The organism is Mycobacterium sp. NGS24 (assembly GCF_059813065.1).
This window is the reverse complement of the sequence record NZ_JCALDW010000018.1, coordinates 22,775-39,049: the sequence shown is the minus strand read 5'-3', so window position 1 is coordinate 39,049 and position 16,275 is coordinate 22,775. Positions and strand designations below refer to the sequence as shown.

16 protein-coding genes and 1 pseudogene are annotated in these 16,275 nt (G+C 68.0%); 8 read left to right on the top strand and 9 right to left on the bottom strand.

Annotated features, from left to right (window positions below; all coding sequences use genetic code 11):
* Positions 1–66: 66 nt before the first annotated feature.
* The 3 genes from AC5Y6Y_RS20180 to AC5Y6Y_RS20170 are packed head-to-tail and all read right to left on the bottom strand — an operon-like array spanning position 67 to position 3,750.
* Positions 67–699: a class I SAM-dependent methyltransferase gene (locus AC5Y6Y_RS20180; RefSeq protein WP_499930167.1), complete on the bottom strand. Its 633-nt coding sequence runs from the start codon at positions 697–699 to the stop codon at positions 67–69.
* On the bottom strand, positions 696–1,397 hold the full coding sequence (locus AC5Y6Y_RS20175; RefSeq protein ID WP_499930166.1) for a TetR/AcrR family transcriptional regulator: 702 nt from the start codon (positions 1,395–1,397) through the stop codon (positions 696–698). Before AC5Y6Y_RS20175 ends, AC5Y6Y_RS20180 begins: the two co-directional genes overlap by 4 nt.
* Positions 1,390–3,750, bottom strand: a complete 2,361-nt coding sequence (locus AC5Y6Y_RS20170; RefSeq protein WP_499930165.1) for an MMPL family transporter — start codon at positions 3,748–3,750, stop codon at positions 1,390–1,392. Before AC5Y6Y_RS20170 ends, AC5Y6Y_RS20175 begins: the two co-directional genes overlap by 8 nt.
* 257 nt (positions 3,751–4,007) lie before the next feature.
* On the opposite strand from AC5Y6Y_RS20170, the gene AC5Y6Y_RS20165 reads away from it, so the two are divergent.
* On the top strand, positions 4,008–4,139 hold the full coding sequence (locus AC5Y6Y_RS20165) for a hypothetical protein (protein WP_463826765.1): 132 nt from the start codon (positions 4,008–4,010) through the stop codon (positions 4,137–4,139).
* A gap of 250 nt (positions 4,140–4,389) precedes the next feature.
* Here AC5Y6Y_RS20165 and AC5Y6Y_RS20160 read toward each other — a convergent pair whose 3' ends face one another.
* Together AC5Y6Y_RS20160 and AC5Y6Y_RS20155 are read right to left on the bottom strand one after the other, a co-directional pair.
* Complete coding sequence (locus AC5Y6Y_RS20160) at positions 4,390–5,142, bottom strand: 3-hydroxyacyl-CoA dehydrogenase (RefSeq protein ID WP_463826766.1); 753 nt, start codon at positions 5,140–5,142, stop codon at positions 4,390–4,392.
* A 47-nt stretch (positions 5,143–5,189) separates the two neighbouring features.
* Positions 5,190–6,269 (bottom strand): CaiB/BaiF CoA transferase family protein, encoded by a 1,080-nt coding sequence (locus AC5Y6Y_RS20155; protein ID WP_499930164.1) that lies wholly within the window; start codon positions 6,267–6,269, stop codon positions 5,190–5,192.
* A gap of 102 nt (positions 6,270–6,371) precedes the next feature.
* Between AC5Y6Y_RS20155 and AC5Y6Y_RS20150 the strand changes: the two are divergent.
* Positions 6,372–7,183: pseudogene (locus AC5Y6Y_RS20150) on the top strand (enoyl-CoA hydratase).
* 45 nt (positions 7,184–7,228) lie between these two features.
* On the top strand, positions 7,229–8,623 hold the full coding sequence (locus AC5Y6Y_RS20145) for a DUF2867 domain-containing protein (RefSeq protein ID WP_499930163.1): 1,395 nt from the start codon (positions 7,229–7,231) through the stop codon (positions 8,621–8,623).
* Here the strand turns inward: AC5Y6Y_RS20145 and AC5Y6Y_RS20140 are convergent.
* Complete coding sequence (locus AC5Y6Y_RS20140) at positions 8,586–9,317, bottom strand: CPBP family intramembrane glutamic endopeptidase (protein WP_463826770.1); 732 nt, start codon at positions 9,315–9,317, stop codon at positions 8,586–8,588. The genes AC5Y6Y_RS20145 and AC5Y6Y_RS20140 overlap by 38 nt on opposite strands.
* Positions 9,314–10,474, bottom strand: coding sequence for an NAD(P)H-binding protein (locus AC5Y6Y_RS20135; protein WP_499930162.1), 1,161 nt, complete (start codon positions 10,472–10,474; stop codon positions 9,314–9,316). The genes AC5Y6Y_RS20140 and AC5Y6Y_RS20135 overlap by 4 nt, the downstream gene beginning before the upstream one ends.
* A 289-nt stretch (positions 10,475–10,763) precedes the next feature.
* Here AC5Y6Y_RS20135 and AC5Y6Y_RS20130 point away from each other — a divergent pair, with 289 nt between their 5' ends.
* Entirely contained in the window at positions 10,764–11,264 is a 501-nt protein-coding gene (locus AC5Y6Y_RS20130; protein ID WP_463826772.1) for an isoprenylcysteine carboxyl methyltransferase family protein, read from the top strand.
* Positions 11,261–12,277 (top strand): NAD(P)/FAD-dependent oxidoreductase, encoded by a 1,017-nt coding sequence (locus tag AC5Y6Y_RS20125; RefSeq protein ID WP_499926774.1) that lies wholly within the window; start codon positions 11,261–11,263, stop codon positions 12,275–12,277. The genes AC5Y6Y_RS20130 and AC5Y6Y_RS20125 overlap by 4 nt, the downstream gene beginning before the upstream one ends.
* 188 nt (positions 12,278–12,465) lie before the next feature.
* Here AC5Y6Y_RS20125 and AC5Y6Y_RS20120 read toward each other — a convergent pair whose 3' ends face one another.
* Positions 12,466–13,257: a crotonase/enoyl-CoA hydratase family protein gene (locus AC5Y6Y_RS20120; RefSeq protein ID WP_463826774.1), complete on the bottom strand. Its 792-nt coding sequence runs from the start codon at positions 13,255–13,257 to the stop codon at positions 12,466–12,468.
* Positions 13,254–14,402, bottom strand: a complete 1,149-nt coding sequence (locus AC5Y6Y_RS20115; RefSeq protein ID WP_463826775.1) for a thiolase family protein — start codon at positions 14,400–14,402, stop codon at positions 13,254–13,256. Before AC5Y6Y_RS20115 ends, AC5Y6Y_RS20120 begins: the two co-directional genes overlap by 4 nt.
* Positions 14,403–14,620: 218 nt before the next feature.
* Between AC5Y6Y_RS20115 and AC5Y6Y_RS20110 the strand changes: the two genes are divergently transcribed.
* The 3 genes from AC5Y6Y_RS20110 (at position 14,621) to AC5Y6Y_RS20100 (ending at position 16,272) form a co-directional block, all read left to right on the top strand.
* A complete protein-coding gene (locus AC5Y6Y_RS20110; RefSeq protein WP_463826776.1) occupies positions 14,621–14,872 on the top strand; it encodes a hypothetical protein in 252 nt (83 codons plus the stop codon).
* A gap of 90 nt (positions 14,873–14,962) precedes the next feature.
* On the top strand, positions 14,963–15,502 hold the full coding sequence (locus AC5Y6Y_RS20105; RefSeq protein WP_499930161.1) for a phenolic acid decarboxylase: 540 nt from the start codon (positions 14,963–14,965) through the stop codon (positions 15,500–15,502).
* A gap of 26 nt (positions 15,503–15,528) precedes the next feature.
* The gene (locus AC5Y6Y_RS20100; RefSeq protein ID WP_499926770.1) at positions 15,529–16,272 is read left to right on the top strand and encodes an alpha/beta fold hydrolase; all 744 of its coding nucleotides are present in this window, start codon (positions 15,529–15,531) and stop codon (positions 16,270–16,272) included.
* The last annotated feature ends 3 nt before the right edge of the window (positions 16,273–16,275 follow it).

The following is a 16,275-nucleotide window of genomic DNA, read 5'->3' as shown; positions in this document are numbered from 1 at the left end:
CGACCCGGTACCCAGGCCGTCCGTGGGTCCGAAAACACGGCCTCACTACAGGCTCGGCGCAATGAGTCAGGCCCGCCGCGCCCGGCCCAACGCCAACTCCGAGACCGGCAGCGGCGCCCAGGCCGGCAGCGTCCACTCCCGGCGCGACGTCAACACCTCGAACCCGGCGTCGACGATCGCCTGCTCGGTATCGCGGTGGGTGTGACAGTTTCCGAACAGCTTCGGCCAGAGGGTCGCGTCGGCGACCCGCTGCAGTCGACCCCGGCCGCCGGTACTGGCGATGTGCTCCAGGAACCGCAGCTCCCCACCGGGCCGCAGCAACGAATGCAGCCGGCGCAACACGCCGGTCTGATCGTGCACCGAGCACAACACCAGCGAGCAGACGACCGCGTCGAACGTCTGCCCGTCGTCGAGGTCCTCGGCCGTCTGATCGGTGACGAGCACCGAGACCGGTGCATCCGCAGCCGCCGCCCGGGCCCTGGCCACCAGCCGTGGCTCGGGTTCGGCGGCGACCACCTGGGTCACGGTGTCGGGATAGTAGGCGAAATTCGTGCCGCAGCCGGCGCCGACTTCCAGCACCCGGCCCGAAAGCCCGGCCAGATTCTCCCGACGCAACGCGCGCACCGCTTCGGCTTCGTGGGCGGCGAACACCGGCCACACCCGGGCGAAAAACGGGTTCTGCACCTTCGCGGCCGTCATGACCGCTCCCGCGCACGGTGTCCCAGCACCCACTCCGCCGACTGCTGGGGGCTGGCACCCGCGCCGACGATCCCGGCCACCAGATGCCCGCACAGCACCGTGGCCAGCACCCGGTCGGCGAATGCGTCGATGTCACCGAACGGCAGATGCGGCTTGGCGATCAGGATCGCCGCCAGCCCGTGCATCGCGGCCCACATTTCCAGCGCGATCACGGTCGGATCGTCGGCCCGGTACACGCCCTCGTCCATCAACGTCTGCACCGACGCGCGCAGGTGCTTGAACGCCGCGCTGTCCAACGCCATATCGACGTTGCTGCCCGAGCGCCACTCACCCATGGTGGCCAACCGGTACAGCTCCGGGGTGTGCAGCGCGAACCGCACGTAGGCCCGCCCTTGCGCCCGCAGCACCTCGACGGCGGATGGCTGCCCGACGACGGCATGCGCCATCTCGTCGTCGAGCCGGTCCAGGTAGTGCGCGCACACCGCGTCCAGCAGTGCGTCCTTGTCCTTGAAATGCAGGTAGATCGACGGCGACGTGACGCCCACCCGCTCGGCCACCGAGCGGATCGAGACCGCCCGGGCCTGGCCGGTTTCGAGCAGCAGATCGGTGGCCGCAGCCAGGATTTCGTGGCGCAGCCGATCCCCCAGCCCGCGGGGAGCGCGCCGGCGGCGCAGTCCGCCCACCGCCACGTCAACCATTGCGGGTCACCGAGGCATGGATCTCGCGGCCGTTGTTGCCGGGCTGAGCCGCGGCCGGGCCGGCGTCCGCGACCGCTGCGTCCCGAGCGACACCGGTCTGCTCGGCGGCACCGCCTTCGCTGATCCCGAACCGCTCGTGCAGCCACACCAACGGCTTGGGGGCCCACCAGTTCCAGCGGCCCATCACATGCATGAAGGCCGGCACGAGGACCATTCGCACCAGGGTGGCGTCGGCGATCACGGCGAGCGTCAAGCCCAGACCGAACATCCGCATGAACGACACGTGGGCGGCAATCAGCGCCGCGAACGACATCGACATGACCAGCGCCGCCGCGGTGATCACCCGGCCGGTGCGGGCCACCCCGCGTGCCACACTCTCGTCATTGGCGGCGTGCGCCTCGGCGGGGGTCGGCGTGGCCGGTCTGGCCGCCCCGGACGCCAGCCAGTATTCGCGGATCCGGGATACCAGGAACACCTCGTAGTCCATCGAGAGTCCGAATGCGATACAGAACAACAGCACCGGCATGTTCGCGACCAGGGTGCCGCTGGGGGTCGTCCCGAGCGCGCCGAGATGACCGTCCTGGAAGATCCACACCAGCGCGCCGAACGCCGCGGTCAACGACAGCATGTTCAACACCAGGGCTTTCACCGGTAGCACCACGCTGCCGGTGAGCAGGAACAGCAGCACGACCGTGACCCCGGCCATCAGGCCGAGTACCAACGGCAGGCGATCGGTCACCGCGTCGACGCTGTCGCGGTTGATCTGTGCGACGCCGGCCATCTCGACCACCCGGTCGCCCGGACCGGCCACCTGGTGCAGCCGTTTGAGTTGGGTGTCGGAGGCCTGCGAGAACAGCGGCGCGGTGCTGCTCACGGTCAGCAAGGCGCTGCCGCCGGACATCCCGGTGGCGCCGCCGGGCGGGCCGGCGGGTTTACCTGCCACGAAGGAACCGGTCGGGGCCGCTACCGCCGCCACGTCGGGAACCTGGGACAGCGCCGCGGCGTAGGCGCTCAGGTCGTCGGGATTCAGGCCGCGGGCATCGGGCACGACGATCGGCACCGCGGTGGCCGAATCACGCGCGAAGTTGGTGCGCAACTGGTCGCCGACCTGATGCGACGACGCCGACGTCGGCAATACCCGGTCGTCGGGAAAACCCCACTTCACCGAGAAGAACGGCAACCCGAGCAGCAGCAGCAATGCCACCACCGCGCCGCCGAGTGGCAGCCAGCGGCGCATCACCAGCTTGCTGGACCGGTACCAGAACAGCTGCTCGACCGGCTTGTGCACCGGTTCGGGGCGACGGAAAACGCGGCGCAACAGCCGTCGCACGTCGAGTGCGTCGATGCGCGAACCCATCAGCACGATGGCGGCGGGGGTGACCACGATCGAGGCGGTCGCCACGAAGGCCACGGTCGCAACGCCCGCGTAGGCGAAGGATTTGAGGAAGTACATGGGAAACAGCACGGTCGCCGCCATCGACAGCGCCACCGTGACCGCCGAGAAGATCACGGTCCGGCCGGAGGTGGCCATCGTGCGGATCAACGCCTGCTCGCTGTCGCACCCGTCGGCGAGTTCGTCGCGGTATCGGCTGATGATCAACAGCGTGTAGTCGATGGCCAGGGCCAGGCCCAACGCGGTACTCAGGTTGAGCGCGAAGATCGACACCTCGGTGGCGAAGGTGACCAGCCGCAGCACCGACATCGACCCCACCACGGCCAGCGCGCCGAGGGCCATCGGCAGCGCCGCGGTCAGCAGTCCGCCGAACACCCAGACCAGCACCAGGAAGCTGAACGGAATCGCGATCATCTCCATGACCAGCAGGTCGGCCTGGTTCTGTTTGTTGATCTGTGCGTATTCCATCGCCGAACCGCCGGCCTCGACCTTGACGCCGTCGCGATCGTGCACGATGCGGTCGGCGAGGGTCTGGGCGTTCTTCTGCGCGTCGTTCTCCCCGCCTTTGAGGTTGACGACGATCAGTCCTGCCCGACCGTCCTTGCTGACCAGTTCGGTCGCGGCGGCGGGCGGCGCGGTCCACGGCGACGTGGCGTTGTACACCAGCGGAGATTGTTTGAGTTCGTCGACGATCTCCGTGCCGACCTTGCGAGCCTGCTCGCTGTCAGCCCCGCCGGGGGCGGTGACCAGGATCAGCATCTGCTGGCCACTCTGCCCGAACTTGTCGGTGAGCACCGCGATAGCGCGCGCTGACTCGGAGTTCGGGTCCTGAAAGCCGCCCGGCGACAGACTGTTCGCGACCGGGATGCCGAAGATCGCCGCGGCGATGAAAACCAGGACGGCGATGCCGATGATGCGTCGTGGTGCCGCGATGGCCAGCCGGGCGATTCCCTGGAGCATGTCGATGTCCCTCCGTGGCTGCGTAAGCCACCCCGCCCGGACCCCGCACTATACTCCGCGAAAACTTAGCAACGTTAACTTACGAGTGTCAAATAGGACTCGGCGCCAGCGACGACTGCAGCTATCCGACGGTTCATCGGGTGCCGTAGTGGGTATCCTCGCGCGGCTGTGGCGAACCTACCCGTGGGTAAGAATTGCCACCATTTTCCGAATCGTGACTCAAAGATCCCTTAATCCACGCCCTTACGCTCAGTGTCATGTGGATCGACGACACCAGTGCCGATGTCATCAAAGCTGACTTCGAGGCCCTCTACCACGGCGACATGCTTGTCGAGGGCGAGACCTCGGAGCAGTTCGAAGAGTGGCAACCCCTCCCGACCGCGAGCTGAGGTGAGAGTATGGGCGTCATAGCACGGCTGCTGATGGCCGAACCGACCGCGTCCCGCTGGTTCCGCCGATAGGCGAGCAACCGCGGTTCCCGAAGTGAGCCCCCCGCATAGCGCGGGGGGCTTTTTCGTGCCTGGGGGTGGGGCCGGTGCGCCGAGCCTGAACGGGTGGCGCCGAGCCTGAACGCAGGCCGCCATAGCGCGAAAACCTACGCCCTCACTACAGCCTCGGCGGCTACGGACGCGGAATGGGCTACCGCGGCGCCATCCGGATCGCACCGTCGAGCCGGATGACCTCGCCGTTGAGCATCGGGTTCTCCACGATGTGCACGGCCAGCGCACCGTACTCGTCCGGGTCGCCTAACCGGGCCGGGTGCGGCACCTGCTTGCCCAGCGATTGCTGCGCCTCCTCAGGCAGCGACCCCAGCAGCGGCGTCTTGAACAAACCCGGCGCGATGGTGACCACCCGGATCAGCTCCCGCGACAGGTCGCGTGCGATCGGCAGGGTCATGCCGACCACACCGCCCTTGGACGCGGAGTACGCGGCTTGGCCGATCTGGCCCTCGAACGCGGCGACCGAGGCGGTGTTGATGATGACGCCCCGCTCCTCTCCGATGGGTTCGGCCTTGGCGATGCGCTCTGCGGACAGCCGCAACACGTTGAATGTGCCGATCAGGTTGACCCCGACCACCTTCTTGAACGCGTCCAGCGGAAACGGTCCGTCCTTGGACAGCGTCTTGATGGCATTGCCGATGCCGGCGCAGTTGACGTTGATGCGCAGCGTGCCGAGCGATTCGGCGACGTCCAGCGCGGCGCTGACGGCGGATTCGTCGGTGACATCGGCCGCGACGAAGCGGGCGCGATCGCCCAGAGCGCTGACCGCGTCCTCACCGCGCAGGTCCAGCACCACCACCTGCGCGCCGGCGTCCAGCAACCGCTTCGTGGTGGCCAGGCCCAGGCCCGATGCCCCACCGGTGACGACTGCGACGGCGTCCCTGATCTCCACGTGTATGTCCTTCCCGTCCCGCTTCCCTACCTACTGGTTGGTTGGGACTATACCCAGTCCCGCAGCACCGCTTCGACGTCCCCCAGCTCGGCCTGGCGTGGGGTGTCCGCCGGGGTCCGGGAGAACCGTGGTGCCGGCATCGGCTGCAGACCGCTATTCACCTCGTAGAAGGTGTTGCGTTCGGTGATGTGCGGCTCGGTCTCGACCTCACCGAACGCCAGGATCGGGGTCACGCAGGCGTCGGAGTCGGCGAACACCTTGGCCCAGTGGTCGCGGTCGTGGGCGGCAAACGTCCGGGTCAGCACTGCGCGCAGCTCCGGCCAGCGCGAGACGTCGTTCTGGTCGGGCAAATCGGCGGCGTCCAGGCCGAGCCCGGCCAGCAGCGCCGCATAGAACTGTGGCTCGATGGAACCCACCGCGACGTAGCGGCCGTCGGCGCACTCGTAGGTGTCGTAGTAAGGCGCCCCGCCGTCGAGCATGTTGGTGCCGCGCGTATCGGTCCACATGCCCGAGGTGCGCATCTGCCACATCATCTGGATCAGCACGCTGGACCCGTCGATCATGGCGGCGTCCACCACCTGACCCTGGCCGGAGGTCTGTCGTTCGAACAGCGCCGACAAGATGCCCAGTAGGCAGAACATCGAGCCGCCACCGAAGTCGCCGACCAGGTTCAACGGGGGTACCGGCCGCTCGCCCGCCCTGCCGATCGAATGCAGGATGCCGTTGAGCGAGATGTAGTTGATGTCGTGACCGGCTTGCTGGCTGCGCGGGCCGGTCTGTCCCCAGCCGGTCATCCGAGCGTAGATCAACCGCTCGTTGACCTTGGCGCAGTCTTCGGGTCCCAGACCCAGTCGTTCGGTGACGCCCGGCCGGTAGCCCTCGATCAGCACATCGGCTTTCGCGACGAGCTTGAGCACCAGCTCGCGCCCTTCGTCAGACTTCAGGTCGGCAGCGACGATCCGCCGGTTGCGATTCGTGGTGTCTTTGACGGCGCCAGCGGGGTGCGCCGATGGGCGGTTGATCCGTACTACGTCGGCACCGAGGTCGCCCAGGATCATCGAGGCGTGTGGGCCCGGGCCGATGCCGGCCAGCTCGACGACGCGCAATCCGTGCAGTGGTCCCGCCATGGTGTCCGACCTTTCGTCAGCTTCGTTGCCTAACAACCGGTTGATCACATATTCGCAGCCGTGGTCGACGGCGATGCAGCCCGGTCACTTAATCTGGGCCTCATGCCCGCATCTGCAATCGCCACCCTTGCGCCCGTCGACGGCCTCGACGTCCAGCTCACCGACGGCGTGCTGTCGGTGACCATTAACCGGCCGGACAGCCTCAACTCGCTGGTCACCCCGGTGATCACCGGCCTGGCCGACGCCATGGAGTCCGCCGCCACCGATCCGGCGGTCCGGGTGGTGCGACTGGGCGGCGCGGGGCGCGGTTTCAGCTCCGGCGCCGGGATCAGCGCCGACGACATGTCCGGCAGCGGTGGGGTGCCCCGGACGAGATCATCCTGGAGATCAACCGGCTGATCCGGGCCATCACCACGCTGCCGCACCCGGTGGTAGCCGTCGTGCAGGGCCCGGCGGCCGGCGTCGGCGTGTCCATCGCACTGTCCTGCGACGTCGTCTTGGCGTCGGAGCAGGCGTTTTTCATGCTGGCGTTCACCAAGATCGGGTTGATGCCCGACGGCGGCGCGTCGGCCCTGATCGCGGCCGCGATCGGCCGGGTGCGCGCGATGCGGATGGCACTGTTGCCCGAGCGGTTGAGCGCCGCCGAGGCACTGCAGTGGGGGTTGGTGACGGAGGTCTATCCGGCCGAGCAGTTCGACGCCGAAGTGGACAAGGTGATCACCCGGTTGGTCGAAGGCCCGGCGGTGGCGTTCGCCAAGACCAAGACGGCGATCAACGCAGCGACGCTGACCGAACTGGACGCCGCCCTGGAGCGGGAATTTGAGGGGCAGTCCGGCCTGCTGCAGGCGCCCGATTTCAAAGAGGGCACCCGGGCTTTCCAGGAGCGCCGCTCCGCCAACTTCAGCGATTCCTAGCGATCACCGACCCGTCCACGCCGCTGTCGGCTCCGAATCACTGCCGTGACGACTGATCAAATTCGCTGCCTGGTGACCGGGGCGACCGGATATATCGGTGCCCGGCTGGTTCCGAAATTGCTCGACGAGGGCCACCGGGTGCGGGCGTTGGCCCGCACTCCGAAGAAGCTGGAGGACGTGCCCTGGCGGGACCGGGCCGAGGTGGCCAAGGGCGACCTCAGCGACGTGGACTCGCTGATCGAAGCGTTCGACGACGTCGACGTGGTCTACTACCTGGTCCACTCCATGGGCGGGTCGAAAGACTTCGCCGCCGAGGAGGACCGTGCGGTCCGCAACGTGGTGACCGCGGCGCAGCGCACCGGCGTCCGGCGCATCGTGTATCTGGGCGGCCTGCACCCGGAGAACGCCGACCTGTCACCGCATCTCGAGTCGCGCAAAGCGGTGGGCGATCACCTGATCGAGTCCGGCATCGAGACGGTGGTGCTGCAGGCCGGCGTGGTGATCGGATCCGGGTCCGCGTCCTTCGAGATGATCCGGCATCTCACCGACCGGTTGCCGGTGATGACCACCCCGAAGTGGGTGCATAACAAGATCCAGCCGATCGCGGTGCGCGACGCGCTGCATTACCTGGTCGAAGCGGCGACGGCGGCGGTGCCGGAATCCCGGACATGGGACATCGGTGGGCCCGACGTCCTGGAATACGGCGACATGATGCGCACCTACGCCGAAGTCGCCGGCCTGCACACCCGGCGCCTGATCGTGCTGCCGTTCCTGACGCCGGGCATCGCCAGCCTCTGGGTGGGCACCGTGACTCCGATCCCGTCCACGTTGGCGCGGCCCCTGATCGAATCCCTGGAGTGTGACGCGGTGATGCGCAACTCCGACGTGGACTCCATCATCGAACCGCCGCCCGACGGTCTGATCGGCTACCGCCGGGCCGTCGAACTCGCGCTGGGCCGCGCTGCCCGCGGCCTGACCGAAGCGGACTGGGATTCGCTGTCGTCCGAGCCGGCCGACCCGCTTCCCGGCGACCCGGACTGGGCGGGCGAGATCTCCTACACCGATGTCCAGACCCTGGCGACCGCCGCGCAACCCGACGACGTCCGCCGCGCCGCCGAGCTCGCCGCCGTCGACCGAGGCTGGCAGGTCGCGGTGCGCGGACCCGGTCGCACCGTGCGGTTGCGCGGTACCAGGCGCGCACCCGGACGGGACTGGCTGGAACTGACGGTCGAGCCCCGCAACGGCAGCGGCAGCGTGTATACCCAGCGCGCGGCATTCATCCCGATCGGCATTCCCGGCCGGGTCTACTGGTTCGCGGTGCGCCCGGCGCGCCGGGCGGCGCTGCGGGCGCTACTGCGCGACGTGCAGAGCCGCCTGACGGTGGTCAGGCACCTGACTGTCGTCAAACCCCAAACAGGGGAGGCAGTACAAGCACCATGATCAGACCCCAGAAGAAGTGCGTCAGCATCGAGGCCAGGATGCCGCCGGTGGCCCGGCGCAGCAGCGCGCTGACCGTGCCGAGGATGATCCCGGCGAAGCCCAGCATGAAGTTTCCGGCGGCCATGGTGGCCAGCACGTACAGCACGGTCGAGATCACCAGCGGATGGTGCCGGCCCAGCGCGGTGTAGAGCGCGCCGCGGAAGAACGTTTCCTCGGCCACCCCGTTGACCAGGGTGATCAGCACAACCAGCAGGAACGACCCCTGGTTGGCGTACTGCAGCACCCGGGTGATCAGGGCGGCCACCGGAGTTATCTCGCGGACGATCAGCGCGCCCACCACGAAGGCGCCGCCGAGCAGCAGCCCCACCGACGTGCCGGTGATCACCGGGCGCTGGTTGCGTCCGCGCCAACAAATCCCGCCCAGATGCAGCGGGCCGGAGACGAAGGCGCCGGCGAACCAGACCGCGGCCAGCGTCAGCGTCAGCCAATAGAAGGCCGGGTCGCCGGGCTTGCTGCGCAGCGAAAACCCGAGCACCACCGCACCGGCGACCAACGTGATGCCGACAACGATCCGCCGTCGCAACACGACGGCGGGCGGCTCGTGGTGCGGCACCGCCACTTTGAAGATCGCGTTGCGGAACTCTTCGAACGCGGAGGCGCGGCGCGGACAGGCGGCTTGGGCGGTCTGTGTCATGCAGGGCGGACCTTCGGGGTCAGGGCGAGCAGGATGTCCAGGTAGGTGCGCAGCGCACCGGCTAGCGGGCCGGGAACGCTGTTCACCAAACGCAGCGTAGGCCGCACCAGCGGCGGTGTCACCGACCCGGCCAACTGCCGGATGCGAAACGCGTCGCCGCCTGCCCACACCGGATCTGTGTCGGCGAGGTGATGTGGATCGGCCAGCGCGTTGACCGGGCGCGGCGGGGCGAAGGTGTGGCCGGAGAGCGCCAGCGCGATCGCCTGGTCGGCGGACAGCAGACCGCCGGGCGGGTCGGGGACGTGGTCGCTGAGCACGCTGGCCGAGGCTCGCATCGGGTGATCCAGCGACTCCACCAGGTCGCCGGCCAGGCCCTTGGGTACCGGCAACGCCACCGCGGTGAACAACGACGCCACCGAGGTGTCGACACCGGGTATCCGCACACCGGCGTGCCAGCGACCCGAGATACGGGCGTACTTCTTCAGCATTTCGCGGTAGGACGTGGTCTCCGGGCCGGCGATGTCGTAGGCGCCGGCCGGCACCTGCGCCGGGTCGGCCGCGGCGACCAGATAGTGCAGCACGTCGCGGATGGAGATGGGGTCCATCGGGTTGTACATCCACGCCGGCAGCGGCAGGAACGGAAACCGGTCGGCGACGTAGCGCAGGATCTCGAACGACGTGGAACCCGCGCCGATGATCATCGCGGCACCCAACCACACCAACTCCGGCCCGCCGTCGACCATCAGGGCCGCGGCCACCTCCGCACGGCTACTGAGGTGTTCCGACAGCGCCTCGTCCTCAGGCACGAACCCACCCAGGTAGATGATGCGGCGTACGCCCGCCTCCTTGGCCGCGGCGGCTACGTTGGCGGCCGAGATGTTGTCGGCGTCCCGGAAGTTGGCCTGTCCGATTCCGTGGATCAGGTAGTACACCGCGTCGATGACGCCGGACGCTTCGGTACCGCTGACGAAGGCGGCGCGCGCTGCCGTGGGGTCACTGGCCTCCAGCTTGACCGGAATGACCTGCTCGAACCAGCCGAACTGCTTGAGCCGTTCCGGATTCCGGGTGGCTGCCAGCACCTCGTGCCCCTCAGCCAGCAACGCCGTGATCAGGCGCGAGCCCACATATCCGGTGGCTCCGGTCACCAGAATCCGCATGTTGTCTACCTATCCGTCGAATGTCGGCGATCTCGTCGCCCCGAAAGTCCCCGTTGTTACGTACCCCGCCACGAGCCGTCGCAAATCGACGCAGGTCAGGACGTCGTTTGGACCCGGACCGGCCCGGCATCGTGACCCTGATCACCCAGTCGATACCGGGGGCCGAGTTAGGTTCCCGGACCAGGCAGCGCAAAGATAGCTTGGTGGCATTCGATCGGGACGACAGTGGCGGCGGCATCGCCCGTCGACCCGGAATCGGTGCCCGGCCTGGTGAAGCGATGGTAGAGCCGTGTATCAACTGCTGATCCTGGCGGTCGTGCTGGAACGCCTTGCCGAACTGCTGGTTTCGCAGCGCAACGCGAAGTGGTCTTTCGTCCAGGGCGCCAAGGAATTCGGTCGCGGCCACTACCTGGTCATGGTGGCCGTGCACACCGCGCTGCTGATCGGCTGCCTGGTCGAACCGTGGGCGCTGCACCGGCCGTTCATCCCGTGGCTCGGCTGGCCGATGGTGGTGGTGGTGGCGCTGTGCCAGGGTCTGCGCTGGTGGTGCATCAAGTCGCTGGGCAAACGCTGGAACACCCGGGTGATCGTGCTGCCGCATGCGCAGCTGGTGAAGCGCGGCCCGTACCGGTTGATGAATCACCCGAATTACGTTGCCGTCGTCGCCGAAGGAGTCGCGCTGCCGCTGGTGCACACCGCGTGGTTGACCGCGTTGTGTTTCACGCTGGTCAATGCCGCCCTGCTGGTGGTCCGGGTGCGGGTCGAGAACGCGGCCCTGGGTTACACGTGACAGGCTACGACGCGGATCTGCTGGTCGTGGGCGGCGGTCCGGGCGGTCTGGCCACCGCGTTACACGCACGGGCGCAGGGGCTTTCGGTGATCGTGGCCGAACCGCGGGAGGGCCCGATCGACAAGGCGTGCGGCGAGGGCCTGATGCCCGGCGGCCTGGCCGAATTGACCTCGCTGGGCGTCGACCCGGCCGGCCTGCCGTTCCACGGCATCGCCTACGTCACCGAGCGCCGCCGCGCGGAAGCGCATTTCCGCACCGGTCCGGGGCGCGGGGTGCGTCGCACCACACTGCACGCCTCGCTGGCGGCGCGCGCCAAAGAGCAAGACGCCGAATGGATTCGGACGAAGGTCAGCTCTGTGCAGCAGGACGCACACGGGGTGAGCGCCGCCGGGGTGCGCGCCAAGTGGCTGGTCGGCGCCGACGGGCTGCATTCAGCGGTGCGCCGCGCCGTCGGCATCGCGGCGACGACGGGCACCCCGCGCCGCCATGGCCTGCGCTGGCATTACCGGGTGGCGCCCTGGTCGGAGTTCGTCGAGGTGCACTGGTCGCGGTGGGGTGAGGCCTACGTCACGCCGGTGGAACCGGATCTGGTCGGAGTGGCCATCCTGTCCCGGCAGCGGCCCGACATCGACTGGTTCCCGACGTTGGCCCCGCGCCTGCGTGATGCCGTGCGCGGACCGGCCCGGGGGTGCGGGCCGCTGCGGCAGGTGGTGTCGCGGCGGGTGTCCGGGCGGGTGTTGCTGGTCGGCGACGCTGCCGGCTACGAGGACGCGCTGACCGGCGAGGGCATCAGCCTGGCGGTCAAGCAGGCCGCCGAGGCGGTACGCGCGATCGTCGAGGACGCACCGGCCTCCTACGAACGCGCCTGGCACCGCGTCACCCGCGACTACCGCTGGCTCACCCGGGGTCTGGTGCTGGCCAGCACACCGTGGCCGGCCCGACGCGCGATCGTGCCGGCCTGCACGCTGGTTCCACCGTTATTCCGTTGGGGCGTCAACACATTGGCATCCTGAGCGCCGGTCCCCGACGCGTGGTCTCTGCGCTTCTCTATCGCACGTGAAATCTTGGCATTGCCGGTGCAACTACGGTGGAAAAATCGACGAAATCCCACCCTGGACTCACTCGCAATGCCCTGATGTCACAATCAATGCCGGGACTTCCGCATACTTCCCGAGTGCAACTGATCAGGATCTGTCCGCCCCTAGCGCGCCTGCCAAACCGGCTCCCGTTTCTCCGCGAACGCCAACGGCCCTTCCTTGGCGTCCTCGGAGCGGATCAGCGTCTTCATCTCCCGCACGGTGCGGTCCCAGCCGGGTTCGTCCCCGGTGATGACGCCGTCGTCCACGCCGTAGGCGATGCGTTTGCTGGCCTGCACCGATAGCGGCGCATTGGCGGTGACGCGCCCGGCCAGCGCCAGCGCAGCGTCCAACACCGAACCTTCACCGACCACCTCGTTGATCAGACCCCACCGCAATGCATCCGCCGCGCTCAGCGGCTCCCCGGTCATCAGCAGTTCCATCGCCACCTTGCGCGGCAGGTGGTCCATGATCCGGAACACCCCGCCCGCCGCGGCGATCAGCCCGCGCTTGACCTCGGGCAGCCCGAACTGGGCGCGCTCGTCGGCCACCACGAGGTCACTGGCCAGCGCCAACTCGGTGCCACCACCGAGCGCTGTGCCGTTGACCGCGGCGATGGTCGGCTTGTCGATGAAATGGTGGACGTAGCCGGCAAAGCCATATTCCGGGTGATCGGGGTGGTACAGGTTTTCCCGACGCGCGATGGCCTTGAGATCTGCACCGGCGCAGAACGACTTGTCCCCCGCCCCGGTGATCACCACCGCCCGCACCGCGGGATCGTGCTGTGCCTGCTCCAGCGCGTCACCGACGGCAATGCTGACCGAGGCGTTGATCGCGTTCCGCGCCTCGGGCCGGTTGATCGTGATGATCAGGACATTGCCGCGGCGCTCGGTGAGAGCGCCCGGCACGTCCGTCACAGCAGCTCGAGGATCGTGGCGTTGGCCTGCCCGCCGCCCTCACACATCGTCTGCAGTCCGTAACGAATCCCGTTGTCCCGCATGTGATACAGCAGCGTGGTCATGATCCGGGCGCCGGAGCCGCCCAGCGGGTGGCCCAGCGCGATCGCGCCGCCGTTGGGGTTGAGCTTGGTCTCGTCGGCGCCGATGTCCTTCAGCCAGGCCAGCGGTACCGGCGCGAACGCCTCGTTGACCTCGTATGCGCCGATGTCGCCGATGGACAACCCGGAGCGCTTGAGCACCTTCTGGGTGGCCGGGATGGGCGCGGTCAGCATGATCACCGGGTCGGCACCGGCCAGCGTGGCGGTGTGCACCCGGGCGATCGGCTTCATGCCCAGTTCCTTGGCCTTCTCGGCGGACATGAACAGCAGGGCCGCCGAGCCGTCGGAGATCTGCGAGGAGTTGCCGGCGTGGATGACGCCGTCCTCTTTGAAGGCCGGCTTCAGTGACGCCATCTTCTCCATCGGGGTGCCGCGGCGAATGCCCTCGTCTTTGAGGACGACGTTCCCCTCACTGTCCTTGATGCCCACGATCTGGTCGTCGAAGGCACCGGAATCCTGTGCGGCCGCGGCCTTTTCGTGTGAGTCGAGAGAGAACTGGTCGAGGGTCTGCCGCGACAGACCCCACTGCTCGGCGATCATCTCCGCGCCGATGCCCTGGTTGGGGATCTGGCCGTTATAGCGGCCCAGGAATCCCTCGGGGTAGGGACGTCCGCCGTTGGCCAGCGAGGCGCCCATCGGGGTGCGCGACATCGACTCGACACCGCCGGCGACCACCACGTCGTAGTGGCCGGCCACCACGCCGGCTGCGGCGAAGTGCACCGACTGCTGGCTCGATCCGCACTGGCGGTCCACGGTCACCCCCGGCACGGTCTCCGGCCAGCCCGCGGTCAGCAGAGCGGTCCGGCCGATGTCGAGGGCCTGCTCGCCGGCCTGCATGACGCAGCCCCAGATGACGTCGTCAACCAGTTCGGGGTCCAGGCCTGCCTTGTTGACCAGACCGTTGAGGACCTGCGCGGACAGTTCGGCCGGGTGCACCCCGGACAACCCCCCGTTGCGCTTGCCGACCGGGGAACGTACTGCTTCGACGATGACTGCTTCAGCCATGGGTATGTCTCCTTTGACACGTGTTATTTCTTCGATTGTCGACCAGCACGCTGCACGGTCCGGTGGCGGGGTGGGTTTAGCGGGTGTTGGTGACGGCGGTCACGCCGAGGAGCGCACAGTAGGCCGGCGGTCGACGAGACCAGGTCTTCGTCCGCGCGTTGAGCGTCGGTCACGTTTCGTTCACTTCGTGCAGGGCCGGCGAAGTAGGGTGCCGCCACATGACCACTCCCGCACCCGTGTCCCGGTGGGAAAGCTCGTTCATCTCGCATAAAAATGAGTCGCTGGAAGCGGTGATCGAAGAGGCACGGCACGCCGCGAACGCGCTGGGTGCGCAGGGATGGGAGATCGTCGGCTCCTCGGTGCAACGCACCCAGGTGGCCCACCACTTCAAGGACTACGACAAGGGCGGGGACCGCCTGCTGGAGTGGAGCATCGTGTGCACGTTGAAACGGCCGCTGCCGGCCGAGTAGCGGTCCGTCCTGGACTCGGGCTGGGCGGCGGTAGATTCGGGGGCGTGTCGGTCCAGACCTGACGCGTCCTCGACGAAACGGAGTCCCACCATGCCATCCGTGGCCAATCCTGTTCCCGCGCAGGACCTTTCCGGAATCCTGGGCTGCCGGTTCATCTACACCTACGCCAACGGTTGGCAGTACGAGATGTACGTGAAGAATCAGCACACCATCGACTACCGGATCCACACCGGACACGTCGGTGGCCGCTGGGTCAAAGGCCAACAGGTCGACCTGGTGCAACTGGACTCCGACAGCTTCAAGATCTCGTGGACCGAACCCACCGGCACCAGCGTGGCCGTCAACGTCATGCCCGGCAAGCGGCGACTGCACGGCGTCATCTTCTTCCCGCAGTGGATCCGTCAACACGGCGAACGCACGGTGGGTTACCAGAATGACCATCTCGACGAGATGCACGCGTACCGCGATCAAGGACCGACCTACCCGATCTTCGTCGTACCCGAATTCGCCTACATCACCCTGTTCGAGCAGGTCGGTACTGACGACGAGTCAGTGATTGACCGGGCGCCCGCCGAACTCCCGCAAGGCTGGGCAGACCGCACCGACGTCCCGCACGCCTCGGACCGTTGATTCGACACGGATCGGGTGAGCCGGTCGTGCTGTTGCACGGCGTGACCGGCAGCGAGTTGATGTGGCGGCGGGTGGTGCCGTTATTGGCGCAGCAACACGAGGCGATCGCGTTGACCGCACTCGGTCACCGGGGTGGCCGCAACCCGACGGCCAGACCCGTCCGGATCGCTGACGTCGTCGACGACGCCGAACGGGCACTCGACGAACTCGGGCTCGACCGTCCACATCTGGCGGGCAATTCGATGGGCGGATGGGTGGCGCTCGAACTCGCCCGCCGGCACCGCGCACGAACGGTGTGCGCGCTGTCGCCGGCCGGTTGCTGGACGACGGGCACCGGCGACCAGCAGCACGCCACCACCGCGCTGCGGCGCGTCGTCTGGCTCACCGAGCACACCAGGCAGGTGCTCCCGGTCGCGGCACGAGTCCCGCTCGTACGGCGAATTGCCCTGCGAGACAACGTTGTTCACGGCAACCGTCTGACTCCGGAAGAATTCGTCGACCTCGCCGACGACCTGCTCGGCTGCACTGCCCGCACTGACCTCCTCAGCAGCGACGAACAACTGGAACCGATGCACCCGCTGCCTTGCCCGGTCGTGCTGGCCTGGGCGGCACGCGACCGGATCTTCCCGCCCGCCGTCAACGGTGCGCGCGCGCGAAAGTTGTTCCCGCAGGCCCAATACCGGATCCTGCCCGATGTCGGTCACGTCGCGATGCTCGACGATCCCGACCTCGTCGCGCGCACAATCCTGGAGACGACCCAGCTTCGCTGAGCC

What these genes read in the sequence shown, in the direction of transcription:
- AC5Y6Y_RS20180 (WP_499930167.1), bottom strand. Translation starts at nt 699, where the DNA reads ATGACGGCCGCGAAGGTGCAGAACCCGTTTTTCGCCCGGGTGTGGCCG.
- AC5Y6Y_RS20175 (WP_499930166.1), bottom strand. Translation starts at nt 1,397, where the DNA reads ATGGTTGACGTGGCGGTGGGCGGACTGCGCCGCCGGCGCGCTCCCCGC.
- AC5Y6Y_RS20170 (WP_499930165.1), bottom strand. Translation starts at nt 3,750, where the DNA reads ATGCTCCAGGGAATCGCCCGGCTGGCCATCGCGGCACCACGACGCATC.
- AC5Y6Y_RS20165 (WP_463826765.1), top strand. Translation starts at nt 4,008, where the DNA reads ATGTGGATCGACGACACCAGTGCCGATGTCATCAAAGCTGACTTCGAG.
- AC5Y6Y_RS20155 (WP_499930164.1), bottom strand. Translation starts at nt 6,269, where the DNA reads ATGGCGGGACCACTGCACGGATTGCGCGTCGTCGAGCTGGCCGGCATC.
- AC5Y6Y_RS20140 (WP_463826770.1), bottom strand. Translation starts at nt 9,317, where the DNA reads ATGACACAGACCGCCCAAGCCGCCTGTCCGCGCCGCGCCTCCGCGTTC.
- AC5Y6Y_RS20135 (WP_499930162.1), bottom strand. Translation starts at nt 10,474, where the DNA reads ATGCGGATTCTGGTGACCGGAGCCACCGGATATGTGGGCTCGCGCCTG.
- AC5Y6Y_RS20115 (WP_463826775.1), bottom strand. Translation starts at nt 14,402, where the DNA reads ATGGCTGAAGCAGTCATCGTCGAAGCAGTACGTTCCCCGGTCGGCAAG.
- AC5Y6Y_RS20110 (WP_463826776.1), top strand. Translation starts at nt 14,621, where the DNA reads ATGACCACTCCCGCACCCGTGTCCCGGTGGGAAAGCTCGTTCATCTCG.
- AC5Y6Y_RS20105 (WP_499930161.1), top strand. Translation starts at nt 14,963, where the DNA reads ATGCCATCCGTGGCCAATCCTGTTCCCGCGCAGGACCTTTCCGGAATC.